This window comes from Pseudonocardia oceani, from assembly GCF_019263585.2.
Classification (GTDB): Bacteria; Actinomycetota; Actinomycetes; order Mycobacteriales; family Pseudonocardiaceae; genus Pseudonocardia; species Pseudonocardia oceani.
Map to the genome: position 1 here is coordinate 4,247,550 of NZ_JADQDF010000001.1, position 19,240 is coordinate 4,266,789.

Annotated in this window: 16 protein-coding genes, 1 tRNA gene and 1 pseudogene; 8 read left to right on the forward strand and 10 right to left on the reverse strand. The window is 75.8% G+C overall.

Features of this window, described 5'->3' with window-relative positions; all coding sequences use genetic code 11:
• Positions 1–36: 36 nt before the first annotated feature.
• On the reverse strand, positions 37–1,671 hold the full coding sequence (locus I4I82_RS21355) for a RecQ family ATP-dependent DNA helicase (RefSeq protein WP_218592946.1): 1,635 nt from the start codon (positions 1,669–1,671) through the stop codon (positions 37–39).
• Between I4I82_RS21355 and I4I82_RS21360 the strand changes: the two are divergent.
• Positions 1,670–2,500 (forward strand): annotated as a pseudogene (locus tag I4I82_RS21360) (YhjD/YihY/BrkB family envelope integrity protein); the annotation flags it as partial. The gene I4I82_RS21355 and the pseudogene I4I82_RS21360 overlap by 2 nt on opposite strands.
• Here the strand turns inward: I4I82_RS21360 and I4I82_RS21365 are convergent.
• The gene (locus I4I82_RS21365; RefSeq protein WP_226370174.1) at positions 2,479–3,336 is read right to left on the reverse strand and encodes a carotenoid biosynthesis protein; all 858 of its coding nucleotides are present in this window, start codon (positions 3,334–3,336) and stop codon (positions 2,479–2,481) included. The pseudogene I4I82_RS21360 and the gene I4I82_RS21365 sit on opposite strands and share 22 nt — an antisense overlap.
• A 97-nt stretch (positions 3,337–3,433) precedes the next feature.
• Between I4I82_RS21365 and I4I82_RS21370 the strand changes: the two genes are divergently transcribed.
• Positions 3,434–4,567: a glycosyltransferase family 2 protein gene (locus I4I82_RS21370; protein ID WP_218595960.1), complete on the forward strand. Its 1,134-nt coding sequence runs from the start codon at positions 3,434–3,436 to the stop codon at positions 4,565–4,567.
• Positions 4,564–6,033: a phytoene desaturase family protein gene (locus I4I82_RS21375; protein ID WP_218595961.1), complete on the forward strand. Its 1,470-nt coding sequence runs from the start codon at positions 4,564–4,566 to the stop codon at positions 6,031–6,033. Before I4I82_RS21370 ends, I4I82_RS21375 begins: the two co-directional genes overlap by 4 nt.
• On the opposite strand, the gene I4I82_RS21380 is transcribed toward I4I82_RS21375, so the two are convergent.
• Positions 5,940–6,692 carry a CDP-alcohol phosphatidyltransferase family protein gene (locus tag I4I82_RS21380; RefSeq protein ID WP_226370175.1) on the reverse strand — a complete coding sequence of 251 codons (753 nt, stop codon included), beginning with the start codon at positions 6,690–6,692 and terminating at the stop codon, positions 5,940–5,942. The two genes, I4I82_RS21375 and I4I82_RS21380, sit on opposite strands and share 94 nt — an antisense overlap.
• 344 nt (positions 6,693–7,036) lie before the next feature.
• Between I4I82_RS21380 and I4I82_RS21385 the strand changes: the two genes are divergently transcribed.
• Together I4I82_RS21385 and I4I82_RS21390 are read left to right on the forward strand one after the other, a co-directional pair.
• Positions 7,037–7,822: a DUF2382 domain-containing protein gene (locus tag I4I82_RS21385; protein WP_226370176.1), complete on the forward strand. Its 786-nt coding sequence runs from the start codon at positions 7,037–7,039 to the stop codon at positions 7,820–7,822.
• Positions 7,823–8,047: 225 nt separating this feature from the next.
• Positions 8,048–8,419, forward strand: a complete 372-nt coding sequence (locus I4I82_RS21390) for a helix-turn-helix domain-containing protein (protein ID WP_218593766.1) — start codon at positions 8,048–8,050, stop codon at positions 8,417–8,419.
• An 80-nt stretch (positions 8,420–8,499) separates the two neighbouring features.
• Here the strand turns inward: I4I82_RS21390 and I4I82_RS21395 are convergent, their stop codons facing one another.
• Positions 8,500–8,940, reverse strand: a complete 441-nt coding sequence (locus I4I82_RS21395; RefSeq protein WP_218593767.1) for an Hsp20/alpha crystallin family protein — start codon at positions 8,938–8,940, stop codon at positions 8,500–8,502.
• Between the two features lie 241 nt (positions 8,941–9,181).
• The gene (locus I4I82_RS21400; RefSeq protein WP_218593768.1) at positions 9,182–9,640 is read right to left on the reverse strand and encodes a DUF4383 domain-containing protein; all 459 of its coding nucleotides are present in this window, start codon (positions 9,638–9,640) and stop codon (positions 9,182–9,184) included.
• Positions 9,641–9,818: 178 nt separating this feature from the next.
• Between I4I82_RS21400 and I4I82_RS21405 the strand changes: the two genes are divergently transcribed.
• From I4I82_RS21405 to I4I82_RS21415, 3 genes are all read left to right on the forward strand, one after another.
• The gene (locus tag I4I82_RS21405) at positions 9,819–11,027 is read left to right on the forward strand and encodes a thiolase family protein (RefSeq protein ID WP_218593769.1); all 1,209 of its coding nucleotides are present in this window, start codon (positions 9,819–9,821) and stop codon (positions 11,025–11,027) included.
• Between the two features lie 118 nt (positions 11,028–11,145).
• Entirely contained in the window at positions 11,146–12,396 is a 1,251-nt protein-coding gene (locus I4I82_RS21410) for an MFS transporter (protein WP_218595962.1), read from the forward strand.
• 160 nt (positions 12,397–12,556) lie between these two features.
• Positions 12,557–13,021, forward strand: a complete 465-nt coding sequence (locus tag I4I82_RS21415) for a hypothetical protein (protein WP_218592196.1) — start codon at positions 12,557–12,559, stop codon at positions 13,019–13,021.
• Positions 13,022–13,335: 314 nt separating this feature from the next.
• Here the strand turns inward: I4I82_RS21415 and I4I82_RS21420 are convergent.
• The 5 genes from I4I82_RS21420 to I4I82_RS21440 form a co-directional block, all read right to left on the reverse strand.
• Positions 13,336–13,420 (reverse strand) — tRNA-Leu (locus I4I82_RS21420).
• A 47-nt stretch (positions 13,421–13,467) separates the two neighbouring features.
• On the reverse strand, positions 13,468–14,769 hold the full coding sequence (locus I4I82_RS21425; RefSeq protein ID WP_218592780.1) for a sensor histidine kinase: 1,302 nt from the start codon (positions 14,767–14,769) through the stop codon (positions 13,468–13,470).
• Positions 14,770–14,783: 14 nt separating this feature from the next.
• Positions 14,784–16,028 (reverse strand): carboxylate--amine ligase, encoded by a 1,245-nt coding sequence (locus tag I4I82_RS21430; protein ID WP_218595963.1) that lies wholly within the window; start codon positions 16,026–16,028, stop codon positions 14,784–14,786.
• A gap of 99 nt (positions 16,029–16,127) precedes the next feature.
• A complete protein-coding gene (locus I4I82_RS21435; RefSeq protein WP_225920641.1) occupies positions 16,128–18,458 on the reverse strand; it encodes a UvrD-helicase domain-containing protein in 2,331 nt (776 codons plus the stop codon).
• Positions 18,459–18,489: 31 nt separating this feature from the next.
• Positions 18,490–19,179, reverse strand: a complete 690-nt coding sequence (locus I4I82_RS21440) for a response regulator transcription factor (RefSeq protein WP_218595964.1) — start codon at positions 19,177–19,179, stop codon at positions 18,490–18,492.
• Between the last annotated feature and the right edge of the window lie 61 nt (positions 19,180–19,240).

The following is a 19,240-nucleotide window of genomic DNA, read 5'->3' on the forward strand; positions in this document are numbered from 1 at the left end:
GTGTGCGAGGTGCGCACTCGGTGTGCGAGGTCGCCCTCACGCCCCCTCCGGCGTCAGCAGGTCCCCCTCCCGCACCGCGTCCAGGGCGAGCGTCTTGTAGCCGTGCTCCGCGAACAGCACCGTCACCCGGTCGTCCTCCGTCGACATCACCACACCCGGCCCGAACGCCGGGTGCTCGACGTGCTCCTGCGCGTCCGGCGCCCCGGCGTCGGGGTCGACGCGGGTGGAGCGCCCGGCGTCGCAGTTGTCGCAGCGGCCGCACGGCTCGGGGTGCTGCTCGCCGAAGTAGCCGAGCAGCAGGCGGCGCCGGCAGTCGGTGGTCTCGGCGTAGGCGCGCATCATGTCGATCCGCGACCGCACGGTCTCGCGCCGCCGCCGCGCCACCTCCCCGGCCCGCTCCACGGCCTCCGCGCGGTCCATCCCGGCCGCGGCCACGCGGCCGTCCGCGTCGACGGTGAGCGCGCCGGCCTGCTCCAGCAGGTTCACCGCGGTGGTCCGCCGCCGCGCCGACAGCCCAGCGCGCCGGCCCAGCTCGGCGGGCCGCGCCGGTCCCTCCTCCAGGGCGGCGAGGACGGCGTGCAGCGCGTCGGGCCTGAGCCGGCGGGCGGTGAGGAAGCGCTGCAGGTGCAGGTCGCCCGCGTGGTGGTGGAGCTCGATCGTCGCAGGCTCGTCGTCGCGCCCGGCGCGCCCGATCTCCTGGTAGTAGGAGTCGATCGACGCCGGGGAGGCGGCGTGCACCACGAACCGCACGTCGGGACGGTCGATCCCCATCCCGAACGCCGACGTGGCGACGACGACGTCCGCGGCCCCGGACCGGAACTCCTCGTGCACGCGGTCGCGGTCGGCTCGGCGCATCCCCGCGTGGTAGGCCGCCGCGCGGATCCCGCGGGCGGTCAGCGCCTCGGTGTGCCGAGTGGTGGCGGTGCGGGTCGCGCAGTACAGCAGCCCCGACCCGTCCCCGGCCACGAGCTCGACGACCCGTTCGACGACCTCGGCGTCGCGGAGGTCCTCGTCGGCGTGCAGGACGGCGGCCAGGTGCAGGTTGGGGCGGTCGAAGCCCGCCGTCACCTCGCGGGGGTCGCGCAGGCCCAGGCGCTCGACGATGTCGGCGCGCACGGGCGGCGCCGCCGTCGCCGTCAGCGCGACGACCGGCGGGTGTCCGAGCCGCTCCACGACGTCGGCCAGGCGCAGGTAGTCGGGCCGGAAGTCGTGGCCCCACTCCGAGACGCAGTGCGCCTCGTCGACGACGAACAGCGCAGGCGCCACCGCCGCCACCCGCTCCACGACGTCGTCGCGCGCGAGCTGCTCGGGGGACAGGAACAGGTACCGCGCCCCGCCCGACTCCACCGCCTCCCACGCCCGCGTGTTGTCCGACGCCTTCTGCGTGGCGTTGACGGCCACCGCGGGCGGCGGGCCCGCGCCGTCGGCGAGGGCGTCGTCGAGGCCCTCGCGCTGGTCGCGCTGCAGGGCCACCAGCGGGGAGACGACGACCGCCGGGCCGTCGCGCAGCAGCGCGGGCACCTGGTAGATCGCCGACTTCCCCGAACCGGTCGGCAGCACCGCCAGCACGTCGTGGCCGGTCGCCGCCGCCTCCATGGCCTCCAGCTGCTCGGGGCGCAGCTCCGGCAGCCCGAACGCGTCCGCCGCCACCCGCTGCAGGTCCGATCGCATGCTCACCGGCCCCACGTACCCGGCGGCAGGGCGTTCACCCGCGCTGTTTCGCACCCGGCACCCACGGGAAGCCCCAGCGGTGAGGGTGCCGTTCCTGCGCCGGCTGGGCCGGTCCTTCCCGGGCAGCGACCTGGCCCTGTGGGCGGCGGGCGTCACGTTCTTCGGGATCCTCGGGATCGTCCCCGCGGTGCTGGTCGCCCTGCGGCTGGCCGCGGCGCTCGTGGGCGCCGACGCGGTCACCGTCGGCGTCGCGACGGCCGTCACGGGCTTGCCCGGCGGGCACGGCACGCCGCAGGCCCTCGCCACGCTGACCGCCACGGCCGTGGGGCTGTCCTGGCTCGAGGTGCTCGTCGCGCTGTTCCCGGCGAGCCTGTACGGCGAGGGCCTGCGCCGCGGGTTCGGCCAGCTCGCCCCGGGCGACGGCGGCCGCTTCACCGGCTGGCGCGGACGCCTGGGCCTGCTGCCCGCGCTGGCGGTCGGCCCGCTGCTGGTGCTGCTCCTGCTGGCCGCGGCCCCGGTCGTCGCCCCGCTCTACGCCGCGGGCGGGGAGCGGCTGGCGCTCGGCGTCGTCGTGGCGTTCCACGTCGTGTGGATCGTCGTGTCGGTCGGGCTCACGCTGGTCTACGGGCTGGTGGGCGAGGGCCGGCCCGCCGCGCTCCCGCTGCTGGTCGGGGCGTTCTCCACCGGCGCGGTGCTGGCCGGTTTCCTCCAGGGCTTCCTGCTGTTCCTGGCCATCCCGGTGGAGTGGTCGGCGCCCTTCGGCGGGCTACCGGTGTTCGGCGCCGTCGCCGCGCTCGCGCTCTGGCTCTACCTGCTCCACCTGCTGGTGCTCGTCGGGTTCCGGCTGACCCTCGTGCTCGGCGAGGTCCACGCGGCCCGCCGTGCCAGCGCCACCGCGAAGGGTACGGCGACGAGCCCCATCACCACCCCGCCGACGAGCGCGGAACCGGGGAGCCCGAAGAAGGCGGCGTGCGCGAGCACGGACGAGCCGTAGGTCCACACGTACAGCGCCGCGGCGGGGCCCGACGGTCCGTCGGACGGGCCCACCAGGCGGTGCAGCAGCCCGACCATGAGCACGGAGACGAGCACCCAGCCTGCGTAGTTCGTGAGCGGGACGCCCGGCACCAGCGGCAGCGCGGGGGAGGGGTCGGCCCAGGTCCAGTGGCCGGCGTCGACCATCTGCGGGTCGAGGAACACGTCCCACACCGCCAGTGCGACGCCCCCGACCAGCGCCACCCCGACGCCGCTGCGCGCCAGGGTCCGCCCGACGACGAGCGCGGGCCACGCCATCATCACCCAGGCCAGCGGCACGACGGCGGGCACGCCGGCGACCTCCGCGCCGAGCGTGCCGCTGTAGGCGTACTCCCCGAACGGCAGCCCGGTGGCCAGCCCGACCGACTCGGCGAGCAGCCCCCCGCCCCCCGCCACGACGAGCAGCACCGCCGCGCCCCGCGTGCCGTGGCGCCGGGCGGCGTCGGCGACCGAGGCCGCGGAGAACAGCAGCACCGACGTCACGGTCACCGTCGTCAGCGCGCCGTCCGGCACGAGCGGGTAGACGATCTGCGCCAGCACCGCGGCCCCGACGAGGGCCCACACGGCGGCGGCCCCCACCACGGGGAGGCCGAACGGGGGGACGGCGGGGGAGCGCGCGGCGAGGGACGACACCCCGGGGCGGTACCCCGGATCGGCGATCCCAAACGGCGGTGATCACCATGCCGTCCCCGCGCGCCGCGGGCCCGCACCGGTCCTACGCTCGCGACCGATGCCGTCCACGACCCCCTACGGCCCGGTCCGGGCCGCCGCACGGGCGCTCGTGCGCACCGGCGCCGCGCTGGCGGTGGCCGGCACCGCGCACCTGCTCGTCAACGTCCGCGCCCTGCGGGTGCCGCCGCGCCGCCCGGTGCCGGTCGTCGAGCCCGTCTCGGTGCTGCTGCCCGCCCGCGACGAGGCCGCCCGCGTCGGGCCGGCGGTCGCGTCGGTGCTGGCGCAGGAGGGCGTCGCGCGGATGGAGCTCCTGGTCCTCGACGACGGCTCCACCGACGGCACGGCCGACGTCGTGCGGGCGGCGGGCGCGGGCGACCTGCGCCTGACCGTGCGCACCGGCACGCCCCCGCCCCCCGGCGTGCTCGGCAAGCCGCACGCCTGCGCGCAGCTCGCGGCGGCCGCGCGGGGCGGCGTGCTGGTGTTCGTCGACGCCGACGTGGTGCTGGCCCCGCACGCGGTGGCCGCGGCCGTCGGGATGCTGCGCGACGGCCGGTTCGGCCTGCTCTGCCCGTGGCCGCGGCAGGTGGCCGACGGGGCGGGCCCGCGGCTGCTGCAGCCCCTGCTGGCCTGGTCGTGGATGGTGACGCTGCCGCTGCGCGTGGCCGAGCGCTCGCCCCGGCCGTCGATGGTGGCGGCCAACGGCCAGTTCCTCGTCGTCGACGCCGGTGCGCTCGCCGCCGCGGGCGGGTTCGCCGCCGTCGGCACCCAGGTGCTCGACGACATCGGCCTGGCCCGCGCGGTCAAGCGCTCGGGCGGGCGGGTCGGGGTGGCCGACGGCAGCGCGCTCGCCGAGTGCCGCATGTACGAGGGCTGGGCCGACCTCAGCGCGGGCTACCGCAAGTCGCTGTGGGCCGCGTTCGGGCCGCCCGCGGCGTCGGCCGCGATCGCCGCGCTGCTCGCGGTGGCCTACGTCGTGCCGCCGGTGGCGGCGCTGGCCGGGTCGCGCGCGGGGCGCGTCGGGTACGCGGCGGCGGTGCTGGGGCGGGTCGTCGCGGCGCGGCGCTCCCGGGTCCGGGCCTGGCCCGACCCGCTCGCGCACCCCGTGTCGGTGGCGGCGCTGCTCGTCCTGTGGGCGCGGTCGTGGGCCGGGCACCGCCGCGGCGCGCTGACCTGGAAGGGGCGCGCCCTGTGAGCCGGGTCGTCGTCATCGGGGCCGGGGTGGGCGGGCTCGCCGCGGCCGCGCGGCTCGCCGCGCAGGGCCACCGGGTGGCGCTGCACGAGCGGTCGGGCACCCACGGCGGCAAGCTCGGCTCGTTCGAGCGCGACGGGTTCCGGTTCGACACCGGCCCCTCGCTGCTCACGCTGCCCGGCGTGTTCGAGGACCTGTTCGCCGACACCGGCGGCCCGTCCGGCCTCGACGTCGTGCCGGTCGACCCGATCTGCTCCTACCGCTTCGCCGACGGCACCGCGCTGGACATGCCGCACGACCCGGCCGCCGTCCCCGCCGCGCTGGACGCCGCGCTCGGCCCCGGCGCGGGGGACCAGTGGTCGGCGCTGCACCGCCGCGGCGCCCGGCTGTGGGACCTCGTCGGCGAGGACGTGCTCAGCCGTCCGCTCGACGGCGTCGGCGACCTGCTCCGGTTCTCCCGCCGCGTGCGCGACCTGCGCGTCATCGCGCCGTGGCGGACCCTGCACGGGCTGGGCCGTTCGATGCTGCCCGACCCCCGGCTGCGCGCCTGGCTCGACCGCTACGCCACCTACTCCGGCTCCGACCCGCGCCGCACGCCGTCGGTGCTGTCGGTGACGCCGTACGTGGAGCAGCGGTTCGGCGCCTGGTACGTGCGCGGCGGGCTGCGCGGGCTCGCCGACGCCCTGCTGGAGCGCTGCCGGGCGCTCGGCGTCGAGGTGCACCTGGGCTCGGAGGTGACCGGGGTGGCCGTCGTGGGCGGGCGGGTGAGCGGGGTGACGACCGCGGGCGGGAGCGTGCCGGCCGACGTCGTCGTCTGCGACGCCGACGCGTCCGTGCTCTACGAGGACCTGCTGCCGCGCCGCCTCGGGGCGGGCATGCGCCGCGGGCTGCGCCGGGCGCCGCGGTCGCTGTCGGGCTTCGTGCTGCTGCTGGCGCTCGAGGGCCACGAGCCGGGCCCGGCGCACCGGGTGTGGTTCCCGCGCGACTACGACGCCGAGTTCGACGCCGTCCTCGGCCGCCGGCCGGCGCCGGTGCCCGACCCGACCGTCTACGTCCACGCCCCCGACGATCCGGCCCTGCACCCCGACGGCGCGCAGGGCTGGTTCGTGCTGGTCAACGCGCCGCCGCAGGCCCCGGGCCGGGGCGTCGACTGGGACGAGCCGGGGCTGGCGGACCGCTACGCCGACCACGTCCTGGGCGTCCTGGCCGCCCGCGGCACCGACGTGCGCGGCCGCGTCCGGTGGCGCGAGGTGCGCACCCCGGCCGACCTGGAGCGCGCGACCGGCACCCCCGGCGGCGCCATCTACGGCACGGCGTCGCACGGGCCGCGTGCGGCGCTGCTGCGCCCGGCCAACCGCTCCCCGGTGCCGGGCCTCTACCTCGTCGGCGGCTCCGCGCACCCCGGCGGCGGGCTCCCGCTCGTCGCGCTGTCGGCGTCGATCGTGGCCGGGCTCGTCGGGCCCGCCTGACCCGGAGCGCGGCGTCCCAGCTCTCTCCGCACCCCGGCGCCGAGGTGCACCAGCCCGGCGACGCCGACGACCACCCAGCCGACGGCGCACACGCTCGCCCACGACCACCCGGTCCACGGCGTCCCGGCCGGGAACAGGCCCGTCCCCAGCGCGGCGACGGCCACCACGATCACGCGCGTGGGGCGCTCCTGCACGGTGACGGCGCCGGGCCCGTGCATCCCGGCGCCCTGGGCGCGGGCGCGCACGTACTCGTGCAGGAGCACCAGCGCGGCCGCGGCGGCGCACAGCGCGGGCGGGGCTCCGAGCACCAGCAGGACGGCGGCGAAGGCGAGGTCCCCGAGGCGGTCGGCGGTGGCGTCCACGACCTCCCCGAGCGGGCGCGCCTTCCCCGTCTGCAGCGCGACGGCGCCGTCGAGGCCGTCGAGCAGGCCGGTCAGGACCGCCAGGAGCGCAGCCAGCAGTGGCCACGCCCCGCCCGCCGCGGCGGCGCCGACCGCTCCCGCCGCGCACAGCACTCCGGCCGCCGACAGGGCGTCGGGTGGGATGCGGGAGACCGGCCCGGTCCGGGCGATCCCCTGCACGATCCCGAGCCACACCCGCACGGGCGGCGACAGCCGCACACCGCCGTGCTGCGTCGACCAGGCCTGCTGTCCGTCCACGGCACCAGCGTCGCAGGGGTCGGCCGCATCCGCCGCACGGATTCGCGCGCAACGTGTGTGTGGTCCCTGCACGGGGGGTAACGCTCCATCCGACACGGGACGGGGACGCCCGACCGGGTCGACGGGGAGACACGATGCCGGCCACGTGCCGGCACCGCACGCGTGGCGGACGGCGGCTGACAGCCCCCACCGGCCCCACTGGGCTCCTCACCACATCTGAACGGTCCGGGAGCGGGCCGATCGCGCCGCGGTCGACCGCCCCCGTGACGAGTACGCCCTCGTCCGGGCACCCCTGCCGGACGACGACACCGGCTCGCGAAGCGAGCAGAAGGAGATGCACCGCTGTGATCACCCAGGACCAGCTCCGCGACCTCGTCGGATCGACCGCCTACGACCGCGACGGCGACAAGCTCGGCAAGATCGGGCAGGTCTACTACGACGACGAGACGACCGATCCGAAGTGGGTCACCGTGAACACGGGTCTGTTCGGCACGAACGAGAACTTCGTGCCGGTGCAGGGCGCTGATGCCTCCGGTGACCGCGTCACCGTCGCCTACGACAAGGCGACCATCAAGGACGCCCCGAACATCGCCGAGGACGGCCACCTCTCGGTCGAGGAGGAGGAGCAGCTCTACCGCCACTACGGACTCGACTACGGCGGCACCGGTCACCGGACCGGCATCGGCCACGGGACGGACACCGACGGCACCGGGACCGTCGGCCACGACACCTCCGGCCCCACCACCGACAACGCGATGACCCGCTCCGAGGAGCAGCTCCGGGTCGGCACGGAGAGCCAGGAGGCGGGCCGGGCCCGGCTCCGCAAGCACGTCGTGACCGAGCACCAGCAGGTGCAGGTACCGGTCTCGCACGAGGAGGTCCGGGTGGAGCGCGAGCCCGTCACCGAGGCCAACGCGGGTGCGGCGATGGACGGGCCGGCCATCTCCGAGGAGGAGCACGAGGTCACCCTGCACGCCGAGCGTCCCGTGGTGGACAAGGAGGCCGTGCCCGTGGAGCGCGTCAAGGTGGGCACCGAGACGGTGCGCGACACCGAGACCGTCGGCGGCGAGGTCCGCAAGGAGGAGATCGAGGTCGACGACGCCGGCACGACCGGCCGCCGCCGCGACTGAGGTCATCTGCGGTCGGGGGTTGACAGAACCTCTCGCCCGCGGTGCACTATCCGAGTAACCGTACGAGGGCACCGGTGCCGCAGGGACGGCAGAGGCGTCGACGACCCGGAGGTGATCGTCTGGTAGCCGGACGGATTCGCGATCATCGATCAGAACGGTGAGACGACAGCGGGGCCCGGCCGTCAGGCCGGGCCCCGCTCGACGTGCGGGCACGGCGCCACGCAGATGACGCGCAGGACACGACGAGGGAGGCGCACGACGGACGGGCAGACGGAGCCGCAGGGCCTGGCCCGGCTCGACGACCAGGACTTCCCGGCGCTCACGATGGGGCAGGCCGCGGAGCTGCTGGGTGTGCAGCCCGCGTTCCTGCGCAGCCTCGACGCCGCCGGGGTGCTCATCCCGGGCCGCTCCGGCGGCGGCCACCGCCGGTACTCGCGCAACCAGCTCGAGCTGGTCGCCCGGATGCGGGCGCTGCTCGACGAGGGTCTGACGCTGGAGGCGGCCGTCCGCGTCACGGGCCTGGAGGACGAGCTCGGCCGCGCCCGCACGCGCATCGCGGAGCTCGAGGCCGAGGCCTCCGAGCAGGCCGGGGAGTAGCGCCGGGCTGCGGAGCGGGGCGAGACGCGACGAGCCCCGCCGGACCTCCGGCGGGGCTCGTCGTCGTCAGGGGAGGGGTGTCAGGCGCTGATCTCCTTGCGGTCGCCGTCGGCCTGCTCGATCGTGATCCGGCGCGGCTTCGCCCGCTCCGCGACCGGGATCCGCAGCGTCAGCACGCCGGCCTCGTAGGAGGCTCGGATGTGGTCGGCGTCCAGGGCGTCGCCGAGGAACAGCTGCCGCGAGAACACGCCCAGCGGCCGCTCGGCCACCTGCATCTCCACGTGCTCGCCCGTGGCGGCGGGGCGGCGCTCCGCCTTCACCGTGAGCACGTTGCGCTCGACGTCGAGCTCGACCGCGGTGGGATCGACGCCCGGCAGGTCGAACGCGACCACGAACTCGTCGCCCGCCCGGTAGGCGTCCATCGGCATGGCGGTGGGACGGGACCAGGTCCCCGTGGCACCCCCGAGGACGTGCTGGGCGAGGCGGTCCATCTCCCGGAACGGGTCGGTACGCATGAGCATCGCGGCCACTCCTTCCGTGTCGACTCTGTGAGCGATGCGCCCGGAGCGGTTCCCCCGCTCCGATACCTGCAATGATAACTAGAGCTTTCCTGGCCTGCAACACCCATTTTTCTGGTTACCGGAGCCGCATGTCCGCCGTGCGCCGCTCGCCCCTCCCCTCCCGCAGAGTTGCAGCAAGGCCACCTTCAGGACGATTCGTTGCGTGAAGGTGGCCTTGCTGCAAGGGGGCGCGGCGGGAGGCTCAGGGGCGTCGGTGGGACGCCACGGTGCGGCCGAGCAGCACGCCGAGCGCGATCATGCCGACGGCCAGGGCCAGGTGCAGCCAGTTGTCCGCGTCGTTGACGGGTACGAAGTTGGCGTCGCTGCCGTGGTCGATCAGCAGGCCGTAGAGCCACAGCACCGCGTAGACGATCCCGCCGCCGATGAGGTAGCCACGGGCGCCGGCGGCGGTGCGGGCCAGCGCGAGCCCGGCGACGCCGAAGGCCAGGTGCACGAGGTTGTGCAGGACCGACACGGCGAACACGCCGAGCAGCAGTGCGCCGGAGCCGTGGCCCGCGAACGACAGCTGGTCGTAGTTGGTCGTGATGCCGGGGACGAACCCCAGGATGCCGACCAGCAGGAACACGACGCCCACGGCGAGCGCGGCGGTCTGCACGGGGTGGCGGGTGGTGGTGGAGCGGGTTTGTTCGGAGGAGGACATCGGTCCGCCTTTCGACGACGGGAACTGCACAGTGGACGCGAGGTACCCCCGCGCTCCGCGCCCATACGCTCCCCGAGCGGAACCGTCGCCCGGACGTGACGTGCGCCATCGCTCCTTGCTCAGTTCCTCATCGCAACGCAGACTGGGTTGCGCTGAACAACTGATCCGAGGAGGCACCATGCGGGACGCGGTGATCGTGGAGGCCGTCCGGACGCCGGTCGGCAAGGGGCGCGCCGGCGGGGCGTACGCCGACGTCCATCCCGTCGAGCTGCACGCCCACGCGCTGCGCAGCGCCGTGGAGCGCCTGCCCGGCCTCGACCCGGCCGAGATCGACGACGTCATCGGCGGCGCGGTCGGCCAGGTCGGCGAGCAGAGCGGCAACACCACCCGCTTCGCCGCGCTGGCCGCCGGCTTCCCGGAGTCGGTGCCGGCCACGACCGTCGACCGGCAGTGCGGCAGCAGCCAGCAGGCGCTGTCCTTCGCGGCGCAGGGAGTGCTCGCCGGGGCCTACGACATCGTCGTCGCCTCGGGCGTCGAGTCGATGAGCCACGTGCCGATCGGCAGTTCCGCGGTCGTCGACGGCGTCCGCGCCGACGTCCACGGCCCGTCGATCGCGCGGATCCACGAGGGCGGGCTCATCCCGCAGGGCGTCAGCGCCGAGCTGATCGCGCGGAAGTGGGGCATCTCCCGCGAGCAGCTCGACGAGTTCGCCGCGCAGAGCCACCGGCGCGCGGCGCGGGCGTGGGAGCAGGGCCACTTCGCGGGCCAGGTCGCGTCGCTCGACGTCACGCACGCCGACGGCTCGGTCACCCGCCTCGAGCGCGACGAGACCGTCCGCCCCGGCACCACCCCGGAGATCCTCGCCGGGCTCAAGCCCGCCTTCGCCGACGAGCGCTGGACCGAGCGGTTCGGCGACCTCGACTGGAAGGTCACCGCGGGCAACTCCAGCCCGATCAACGACGGGTCCGCGGCGCTCGTCGTCACGACCTCGGAGATCGCGCAGCAGCGGGGCTGGCGCCCGCGCGCCCGCATCCACACCACGACCGTGGTCGGCGACGACCCGGTGCTCATGCTGACCGGCATCATCCCGGCCACGGCGAAGGCCCTGGCCCGCGCAGGCCTGACGGTCGACGACATCGACGCGTTCGAGGTCAACGAAGCCTTCTCCTCGGTCGTGCTGAGCTGGCTGGCCGAGACCGGAGCCGACCCGGCGAAGGTGAACGTCGACGGCGGCGCGATCGCCATCGGCCACCCGCTGGGGGCCAGCGGGGCGCGGCTGACCACCACCCTGCTCGGGGTGTTGGAGCGCACGGGCGGGCGCTACGGCCTGCAGACCATGTGCGAGGCGGGCGGCACGGCGAACGCCACGATCATCGAGCGGCTCTGACGGACCCCTCGGAGTTGCAGGAAAGCCACGTTCCCGCCGTCAGGTTGCAGGAACGTGGCTTTCCTGCAGCTACTGCCGTGGATGGGGAGCTCGCTGCGGTCGGATTACCGTCAGGCCGATGAGCGGGAGCGAGGTGCCCGAGCCCGTCCCGCCGCGCCCGCGGTTCCTCGCCCGGACCGTCCGGTCACTGAAGCACCCCAACTACCGCCGCTTCATCGGCGGGCACGCCGTGAGCATCATCGGCACCTGGATGCAGCGCATCGCCCAGGACTGGCTGGTCCTGGAGCTGACCGGCAGCCCCGTCGCCATCGGCACGGCCACCGCGCTGCAGTTCCTCCCGGTCCTGCTGTTCGGCATGTGGGGTGGGGTGCTGGTCGACCGGTTCGACCGGTGGAAGCTCATCGTCGGCACACAGGTCGCGAGCGGGGTGCTGGCCGCGGTCCTGGCGGTCTCGACGCTGCTCGGCGCCACCTCGCTCGGGCTCGTGTTCGTCATGGCAGCGCTGCTCGGGCTGGTCACCGTCGTCGACGGGCCGGCGCGCCAGGCGTTCATCACCGACCTCGTGCCCCCGGCCGACTACGTCAACGCGCAGGCCCTGAACTCCACGATCCACAACTCGGGCCGGCTCATCGGCCCCGCCGTCGCCGGTCTCGTCATCGCGGCGGCGGGCGCCGGGCCGGCCTTCGCCGTCAACGCCGTCTCGTTCGTCGCCGTGCTCGTGGGCCTGGCCCGGATCGACCGCGCGGCGCTGCACCGCACCACCCGCGTCGCCCGTGGCCCGGGCCAGGCGCGCGAGGGGCTGCGCTACGCGTGGCGGCACCGCGAGCTGCGCGCCGCCCTGTTCCTGGTGGCGGTGGTCGGGGTCTTCGGCCAGAACTTCCGGGTGGTCCTGCCGGTCATGGCGACCGAGGTGCTCGGCGGCGACGCGGCCACCTACGGCTGGCTGACGGCCGCGATGGGCCTGGGAGCCGTGCTCGGAGCGTTCGGGGCCGCATCGAGCGAGCGGGTGACGGGCCGCGGGCTGCTCGCCTGGACGCTGGTGTTCGGTGTGGTGAACCTGGTGGCGGCCCTGGCCGGGCAGCTCACCGTCGCGCTGGCGGCGCTGCTCGCGGTCGGCGTCGCCAACATCCTGTTCAACACCCTCGCCCGCACCCTGCTGCAGCTGCACAGCGCGCCGGAGATGCAGGGCCGGGTCATGGCGCTGCACAGCCTGCTGTTCCTCGGCACCACCCCGATCGGCGCCCCGCTGCTGGGCTGGGTCTGCGAGGTGGCGGGCGTGCCCTGGGCGTTCGTGGTGGCGGGGGGAACGGCCCTGCTCGCGGCGGGGGTGGCGGCGCGCCGGTTGCTGCTGCGGCCGGTGCCGGCCTGACGCGGACCGGTTCCCGATCACCCCCCCTCTGCGGACTTGTAAGAAAGCCACGTTCACGCAACCGGGTTGCAGGAACGTGGCTTTCCTGACGTCCGGGGGGCGGTACGTTCGGCGGCGAGACGCACCCGCTCTCACCCCCGACCCCGAGGAGCGAGCCCGAGTGGAACGCAGCGTGGCGATCACCGGCACCCGCAGCATCGGCGACGCCCCCGTCGACGGCCTGGCGGATGCCTTCGAGGCCTACCTCCGCCCCTTCGCCGACGCCTCGGCCCACTTCTACGTCGGCGGTGCGCCCGGCGTGGACACCGCCGCCCTGCAGTGGCTGGCGGCGGGCACCGGGGCCGCGCTGACCGTCGTCGTGCCGTGCCGGATCGTCGACCAGCCGGCCGGGTCGATCGAGGTCATCGACCGCCTGCGCGGCGAGGAACGCCTCGCCGACGTCGTCGAGATGGGGGCCACGCTGCTCGGGAAGGCCGCCTACCACGCCCGCAACCGGTGGATGGTCGACCACGCGGAGCTGGTCATCGGCTTCCCGCGCGGCGACGAGTCGGGCGGCGGCGGTACCTGGTACACGTTGGGCTACGCGGCCGAGCAGGGGAAGGCACGCCTGGTCGTGCCGCTGTGAGCGGTCAGCCCCCCTCGTTGGGGATGGACGGCCGTGACGCTGCTGTCGAGCCCGGCCCGGACGCAGCCGGACTCGGTGAACTCGTTCGAGGCGTAGACGCTGACCCACGGGCTGTCGCCGTCCTGGCCGATGATCAGGTAGCGGCTGGTGGGTCGGCCACGGCGAGGGTCCCGCCGCCCCGCGCGCGCATCGTGATGACGGCGTAGCGGGGTGGACCACGGCCTCAGGCGCGGCGAACCCGTCGCAACCGGGGATCCTCGGGGGAGTGACCCACCCGGTGGTGCCCGGCGAGGGGATGGTGCTCGTGATGTGGGTGTCCGAGGGGGGACTTGAACCCCCACGCCCGTTGAAGGGCACTAGCACCTCAAGCTAGCGCGTCTGCCATTCCGCCACTCGGACCGTTCGCGGCCGGGGCCGCGCACTGGGAAGACAATAACCGACGGCCCTCAGGGGGTGCGTGCGGGGACCGGTGCGAGCGGGACGAGCACGCTGAACCGCGCGGGGCGGCGTCCGGCGAGCAGCAGGCGCCCGCCCTCGGCCTCGGCGAGGCTGCGGGCCAGCGCCAGCCCGATGCCGTGGCCGTCGGCCACCTCGGAGCGCCGGGTGAACAGCTCCTGCTCCGATCCGGTGACGCCCGGGCCCTCGTCGGTGACGTCGACGGCCAGCGCGTCGCCCGCGTCGCGGACGGCGACGGTGACCGCGCCGCCGCCGTGGCGCACCGCGTTGTCGAGCAGGACGCCCAGCACCTGGCGCAGGGCGGCGGTGGAGGCGGCGGCGACCGGCGGGTCGGCGGGCGCGGTGACGGCGAGGGTGCGGCCGGCCGCGGCCAGCGGGCCGGTCCACTCGCGACGCACGCCGTCGAGCAGGGCGTCGAGGTCGAGGGCCTCGCCCGGGCGGTCGGTGTCGCGGGTCAGGGAGAGCAGGTCGTCGATGGTGCGCTCGAGGCGGTCGGCCCCGGCCATCGCGGTGACGACGACGGTGTGCAGGTTCTGCCCCGGGGTGTCCAGCGCGGCCTCCAGCCCGAGCCGTAGCCCCGCCAGCGGGGTGCGCAGCTGGTGGGACGCGTCGGCGGAGAAGGCACGCTCGCGGGCGACGAGCCCGCCGATCCGGGCGGCGGCGCCGTTGAGCGCGGTCCCCACCTCGTCGATCTCCGGGATCCGCGACGTCGGTGCGGTGGCGGTGAAGTCGCCCGCGCCGACGGTGCGCGCGGCGGCGGCCAGGTCTTCCAGGGGCCCCGCGAGGCGGGCGGCCAGGCGCCGCGACACCAGCCAGACGGCTCCTACGGCCACGAGCCCGCCCGCCGCCATCAGCGCGAGCGCGAGCGCGATCCGCAGGTAGGTCGGCGCCTGCGGGGCCGCACCGCGCAGCGCGCCGACGACGCGGTCGCCGTCGTAGAGCGGCACGGCGACGAGGAACTGCCCGGCGCTGTCGCCGTCGACGATGCCCTCGCCCTCCAGCACCTCCCGCACGGGCCCCTCGGCGACGACCGGGCCGTCGCCGACGAGCCGGGCGCCGGTGGAGTCGTAGAGGGTGAAGGTGACGCCGTCGACGGGGGGCAGCGCGCCGGGCACCCGTCCGCGGGCGAACTCGGCGGTGAGCGACAGGCCGAGGGTGTCGGTGGCCTTGTCGAGCTCCGAGTGCTCCGCGCCCAGCATGTACTTCGCCATCACGGCGGCCAGCGGGCCGCCGAACAGGGCGATGGTCAGGAGCGCGGCGACGACCGCCAGCACGACGATCCGGTGTCGCATCGACCCATGATGGGTCAGCGCCGCCACGGGCGCGAGGAGCGGGCCAGCGCCTCCCGGACCAGGCGCCGCGGGCGGCGGGTGGCGAGCTCGGCCGCCCACGTCAGGCCGGGGAGCGGATCGCGCACCGACAGCACCCCCGCGTCGCGGACGCCGTGGAACGTCCGCAGCACATCGGGCACGGTGGTGAGGTCGTGCTGCAGGCGGAAGCGGACGGTCCGCAGGTCCTCCTCGGGCAGCCAGACCTTGCGGCCGGGCACCGGGCGCGGCTGGGCGTCCAGCGGCAGCCCGACCAGCGAGGCGTAGAGGCGCCACGGCCCGTCGGCCCCGCAGGCCTGCGCCAGCCCGAAGTTGCCGGGGATGCGCACGTTGACCTCGATGAGGAACAGCTCACCGGTGACGGCGTGGCGCTTCATCTCGCACGAGGCGATGCCGACGAACCCGGTGTGCTCCAGCAGCCGCAGGTGGTGCGCGTGCGCCTCGGGGACGTCGAACGACTCCAGCATGGAGCCGACCCCGTAGTCGACGGGCCACTGCCGGATCTTGCGCCGACCGTAGCGCAGCGCCACCTCGCCCGACGCCGTCCGCACCAGCACCGAGCCCTCGAGCGCCGTCTCCGGGCCGGGAACGAGCTCGGTGAGCACGACGTCGAGCCCCAGGCCGAGCAGGACGCCGGCCTTCTCCTCCAGCTCCGCCGCCGAGTCGAGGCGGGTGGTGCCGAAGCCCGCCTTCTTCCGCGCGAGGTGACCGAGGGTGGCCTTGAGGATGCAGGGGTAGGTGAGCGCGCCGTGCACGGCGTCGAGCTCGTCGCGGCTGGACACGTGGTGCATCCACGGCGTCCGCACCCCGGCCTCGGCGGCGAGCTCGTAGAGGCGGTGCTTGTCCATCAGCCCGAGGTGGGCGCCGTCGGCGGTCTCGAACGAGCGCAGCGCGGCGGGGATCGCGGCGCGGTGCTCGCACAGGTACTTCGTGGCCGCGTCGGAGGCCGAGAGCAGGACGCCGCCGCCGTCGTCGGCCAGGCGCCGCAGCTCGCTCGTCCACCGCTCCGGGTCGACCGCGGGATCGGGCAGCACCGTCCCGGTCACGGCACGCGACCGCAGCGCGTGCGCGAACGCCGGGCTCGTCAGCAGGTGCACCGCGACCCCGCGGCGGGCGAGGACGCGCGCGATCGTCAGCGACCCGTCGTTGGGGTGCAGCACGATCAGCCGGGGCAGCGCTGCTCCCCGGGCCGCCGGGCGGGACGCGAGCCGGGTGACGGTCATGGGCCCAGGCTCGCTCACCCACGGTCAACGCACGGGCAACCGACGCCCACCGCAGCCCCAACTCTCGCCCGCCCGGCCCAGCCCGCGCCCCGGCTCCGGCTACCGCCCGCTGCCGGGCTGCTCCACCCGGAGGATCCCCAGCCGCCGGGTGGCGCGGGTGATCGACACGTAGAGGTCGGCCGGGTGGTGCGCGCGGATCCGCTCGGGGTCGACGAGGACGACGACGTCGAACTCCAGCCCCTTCGCCGAGACGGGCGTGTGCACCGGGATCGGCAGCGGGGGGAGTGCGGCCGGGTCGGGGGCGATCACGGCCAGCGTGCCCCGGCGCCGGTCACGGGGCCCCAACCTTGCCCCCTCCTCGTCGACGGCCGCGGCGACCGCCGCCGCGAGGCCGTCGGCCGGCACCGTCCGCTCCCAGGGCTGCTCCCCGGTCTCCCGCACCGACGCGGGCGGCCGGTGCTCCGGCGCGTACTGCGCCAGCACCGCCGCGGCGAGCGCCATGATCTCGGCGGGCGTCCGGTAGTTGACGGTGAGCGAGCGCCGGGCCCAGCGGTCGCCGAGCACCGGGGCGAGCACCTCGGCCCACGTGCCGGCGCCGGCGGGGGCGCTGCGCTGGGCCAGGTCGCCGACCGCGGTGACCGAGCGCGTCGGGCAGCGGCGCAGCAGCACGTGCCAGTCCATCGCGGAGAGCTCCTGCGCCTCGTCGACGACGAGGTGGCCGTAGCGCCACTCCCGGTCGCCCGCGGCGCGCTCGGCGACCCCGGCGAGCCGCCCGGGCACCTGCCGGGCCGCGAGGACGTCGGCGGTGACGAAGTCGGTGGGGCGCAGCTCGTCGGGGTCCTCGCCGGCGAGGTCGCGATCGGCCGACTCCAGGATGGCGAGCACCTCCGCGGCGTAGGCGCGCTCGGCGTCGTCGGTGCTCGCCGCGGGCGGCGCCGGCGGGGGCCCGAGCAGCTCGGCCAGCTCGTCGAGCAGCGGGGCGTCGGCGACGGTCCACGCCGCTCCCACGGACCGCAGCAGCGCGGGATCGGCCCCCGCGGAGGCCAGCCGCTCCGGTGAGGAGAGCAGGTCGTCGAGCACCCGCTCCGGCGTCAGCACCGGCCAGAGCCGCTCGACCGCGTCGTGGAAGCCGGAGTCGCGGCGCAGGTCGTCGCGCAGCTCCCGGCGCAGCTCCTCCGTGACCTGCGCGGCGCCCGACGGACCGACCTCCTCGCCCAGCTCGCCCTGCTCCAGTTCGCGCAGGATCGCCGCGATCTCGGGCGGGTCCTCCAGGTCCGCGCCCAGCCGCTCGACGCCCTGGCCCACGAGGAGGGCGCCGAGCGCGTCCCGGAACGCCGCGCGGGCGGCGTGATGGACCGCCCCCGTGTCGCGGGCCCGGCTGCGGGCCTGCGCCGCGGTCGCACGGTCGACCTCGACGATGACGTCGTCGAGCTCGATCGTGATCGGCGACGCCGGCAGCTCCTGGCGGTCGGCGACGGCGCGGCGCAGGACCTCCAGCATCGCGAGCGACCCCTTCGTGCGCGCCACCTCCTCGGGGTCGAGCGCGGTGGCGACGACGCCGTGCGCGAGCCGGCCGGGCGTCGTGAACACCACCGCCGACTCGCCCAGCGCGGGCAGCACGCCCCCGACGTAGGAGACGAACCCCGCGCTGGGACCGACGACGAGCACGCCGCTGCGGGCCAACCGCTCGCGGTGGGTGTAGAGGAGGTAGGCGACGCGGTGCAGCGCCACCGCGGTCTTGCCGGTGCCCGGCCCGCCCTCGATCACCACGACGCCGGGCAGCGGCAGCCGGATGATCTCGTCCTGCTCGGCCTGGATCGTGGTGACGATGTCGCGCATGGTCGACCCGCGCGGCGCCCGGAGCGCGGCGAGCAGCGCCGGGTCGGACGCCGAACCGGTGTCGGTGTGGCTGTCGAGCACGTCGTCGTGGAAGTCGGCCACCCGTTCGGCGGGCGCGGTCCCGGCGATCTCGAAGTGGCGGCGCCGGACGACCCCGAGCGGCGTCGCCAGCGTCGCGCAGTAGAACGGGCGGGCCGCGGGCGCGCGCCAGTCGAGCAGCGCGCTGTCGGTGCCGTCGGAGTCGGTGCCGTCCGGGTCGGTGAGCCCCGTGCGCCCGACGTAGCTCGTCGCGCCGTCGGTGTGGTCGAGCCGCCCGAAGCACAGCCCCGAGCGGGCCGCGCGCAGCGCCGACACCCGCTCCGACCAGCGGTGCGCCGACACATCGCGCTCCCAGCGCGCGCTGAGCTCACCGCCCGCGCGCTCGGCCAGGACGCCGCGGGCGCGGTCGGAGGCGGCGGCCGTCTCGGCGGCGAGCAGCGCGTGCAGCCGGTGGAGCACGGCCGTCTCGGCGTCGCGCTCCCGCTCGTAGGAGGCCCCGGCGGCGGTGTTATCCTGAAGGTGTAGAACGGTGGAATCGTTTTCTGCCTGCATTCACAAGAATAGCGCCGGGAATGCATTCCGGCTAGACCGGCGGGTCCAGCCTGTAGCCGTGCCCGCGCAGCGTGACGATCTCCGGCAGCCCCTCCGCCCCGGTCGCGCCCAGGCGCCGCCGCAGTGCCGCGATGTGCATGTCGAGCGTCTTCGTCGAGCCGAACCAGTTGACGTCCCACACGTCGCACATCAGCGTCTCCCGGCTGACGGCGTGCCCGGCGTCGGCGGCGAGGCGCGCGAGCAGGTCGAACTCCTTGGCGCGCAACGACACCTCCTCGCCCGCGACGGTGACGCGCCGCCCCGCGAGGTCGAGGAACAGCGCGCCCAGCTCGACGGTGCCGCGCGACGACGACGCCGGCCCGCCGCGGCGCAGGTGCGCGCGGACCCGGGCGCGGAGCTCGTCGAGGCGCAGGGGCTTGGTGAGGTAGTCGTCGGCGCCCGCCTCCAGACCGACGACGACGTCCATCTCGTCGGTCCGCGCGGTCAGCACCACGAGGACGGCGCCGGGCAGCTGCACGCGCAGGCGGCGGCAGACCTCGACGCCGTCGAGGTCGGGGAGCCCGAGGTCGAGCAGCACCAGGTCGGGATCGTGCCCGGCGGCCTCGGCCAGCGCGCCGCGGCCGGTGCGCGTCCAGGACACCTCGTGGCCGTGGGCCCGCAGGCTGGAGTCCAGCACCGAGCCGATGGTCTCGTCGTCCTCCACCACGAGCAGCCGGGCCATGCCGGCAAGGGTACGGCCGAGGTGCGGGTGGGGTGGGCGGTCGGGGTGCGGTGGTAGGAAG

Coding starts and splice junctions, on each gene's coding strand:
- I4I82_RS21355 (WP_218592946.1), bottom strand. CDS start 1,671: ATGCGATCGGACCTGCAGCGGGTGGCGGCGGACGCGTTCGGGCTGCCG.
- I4I82_RS21370 (WP_218595960.1), top strand. CDS start 3,434: ATGCCGTCCACGACCCCCTACGGCCCGGTCCGGGCCGCCGCACGGGCG.
- I4I82_RS21390 (WP_218593766.1), top strand. CDS start 8,048: ATGACGCGCAGGACACGACGAGGGAGGCGCACGACGGACGGGCAGACG.
- I4I82_RS21395 (WP_218593767.1), bottom strand. CDS start 8,940: ATGCTCATGCGTACCGACCCGTTCCGGGAGATGGACCGCCTCGCCCAG.
- I4I82_RS21400 (WP_218593768.1), bottom strand. CDS start 9,640: ATGTCCTCCTCCGAACAAACCCGCTCCACCACCACCCGCCACCCCGTG.
- I4I82_RS21405 (WP_218593769.1), top strand. CDS start 9,819: ATGCGGGACGCGGTGATCGTGGAGGCCGTCCGGACGCCGGTCGGCAAG.
- I4I82_RS21410 (WP_218595962.1), top strand. CDS start 11,146: ATGAGCGGGAGCGAGGTGCCCGAGCCCGTCCCGCCGCGCCCGCGGTTC.
- I4I82_RS21425 (WP_218592780.1), bottom strand. CDS start 14,769: ATGCGACACCGGATCGTCGTGCTGGCGGTCGTCGCCGCGCTCCTGACC.
- I4I82_RS21430 (WP_218595963.1), bottom strand. CDS start 16,028: ATGACCGTCACCCGGCTCGCGTCCCGCCCGGCGGCCCGGGGAGCAGCG.
- I4I82_RS21435 (WP_225920641.1), bottom strand. CDS start 18,458: ATGCAGGCAGAAAACGATTCCACCGTTCTACACCTTCAGGATAACACC.
- I4I82_RS21440 (WP_218595964.1), bottom strand. CDS start 19,179: ATGGCCCGGCTGCTCGTGGTGGAGGACGACGAGACCATCGGCTCGGTG.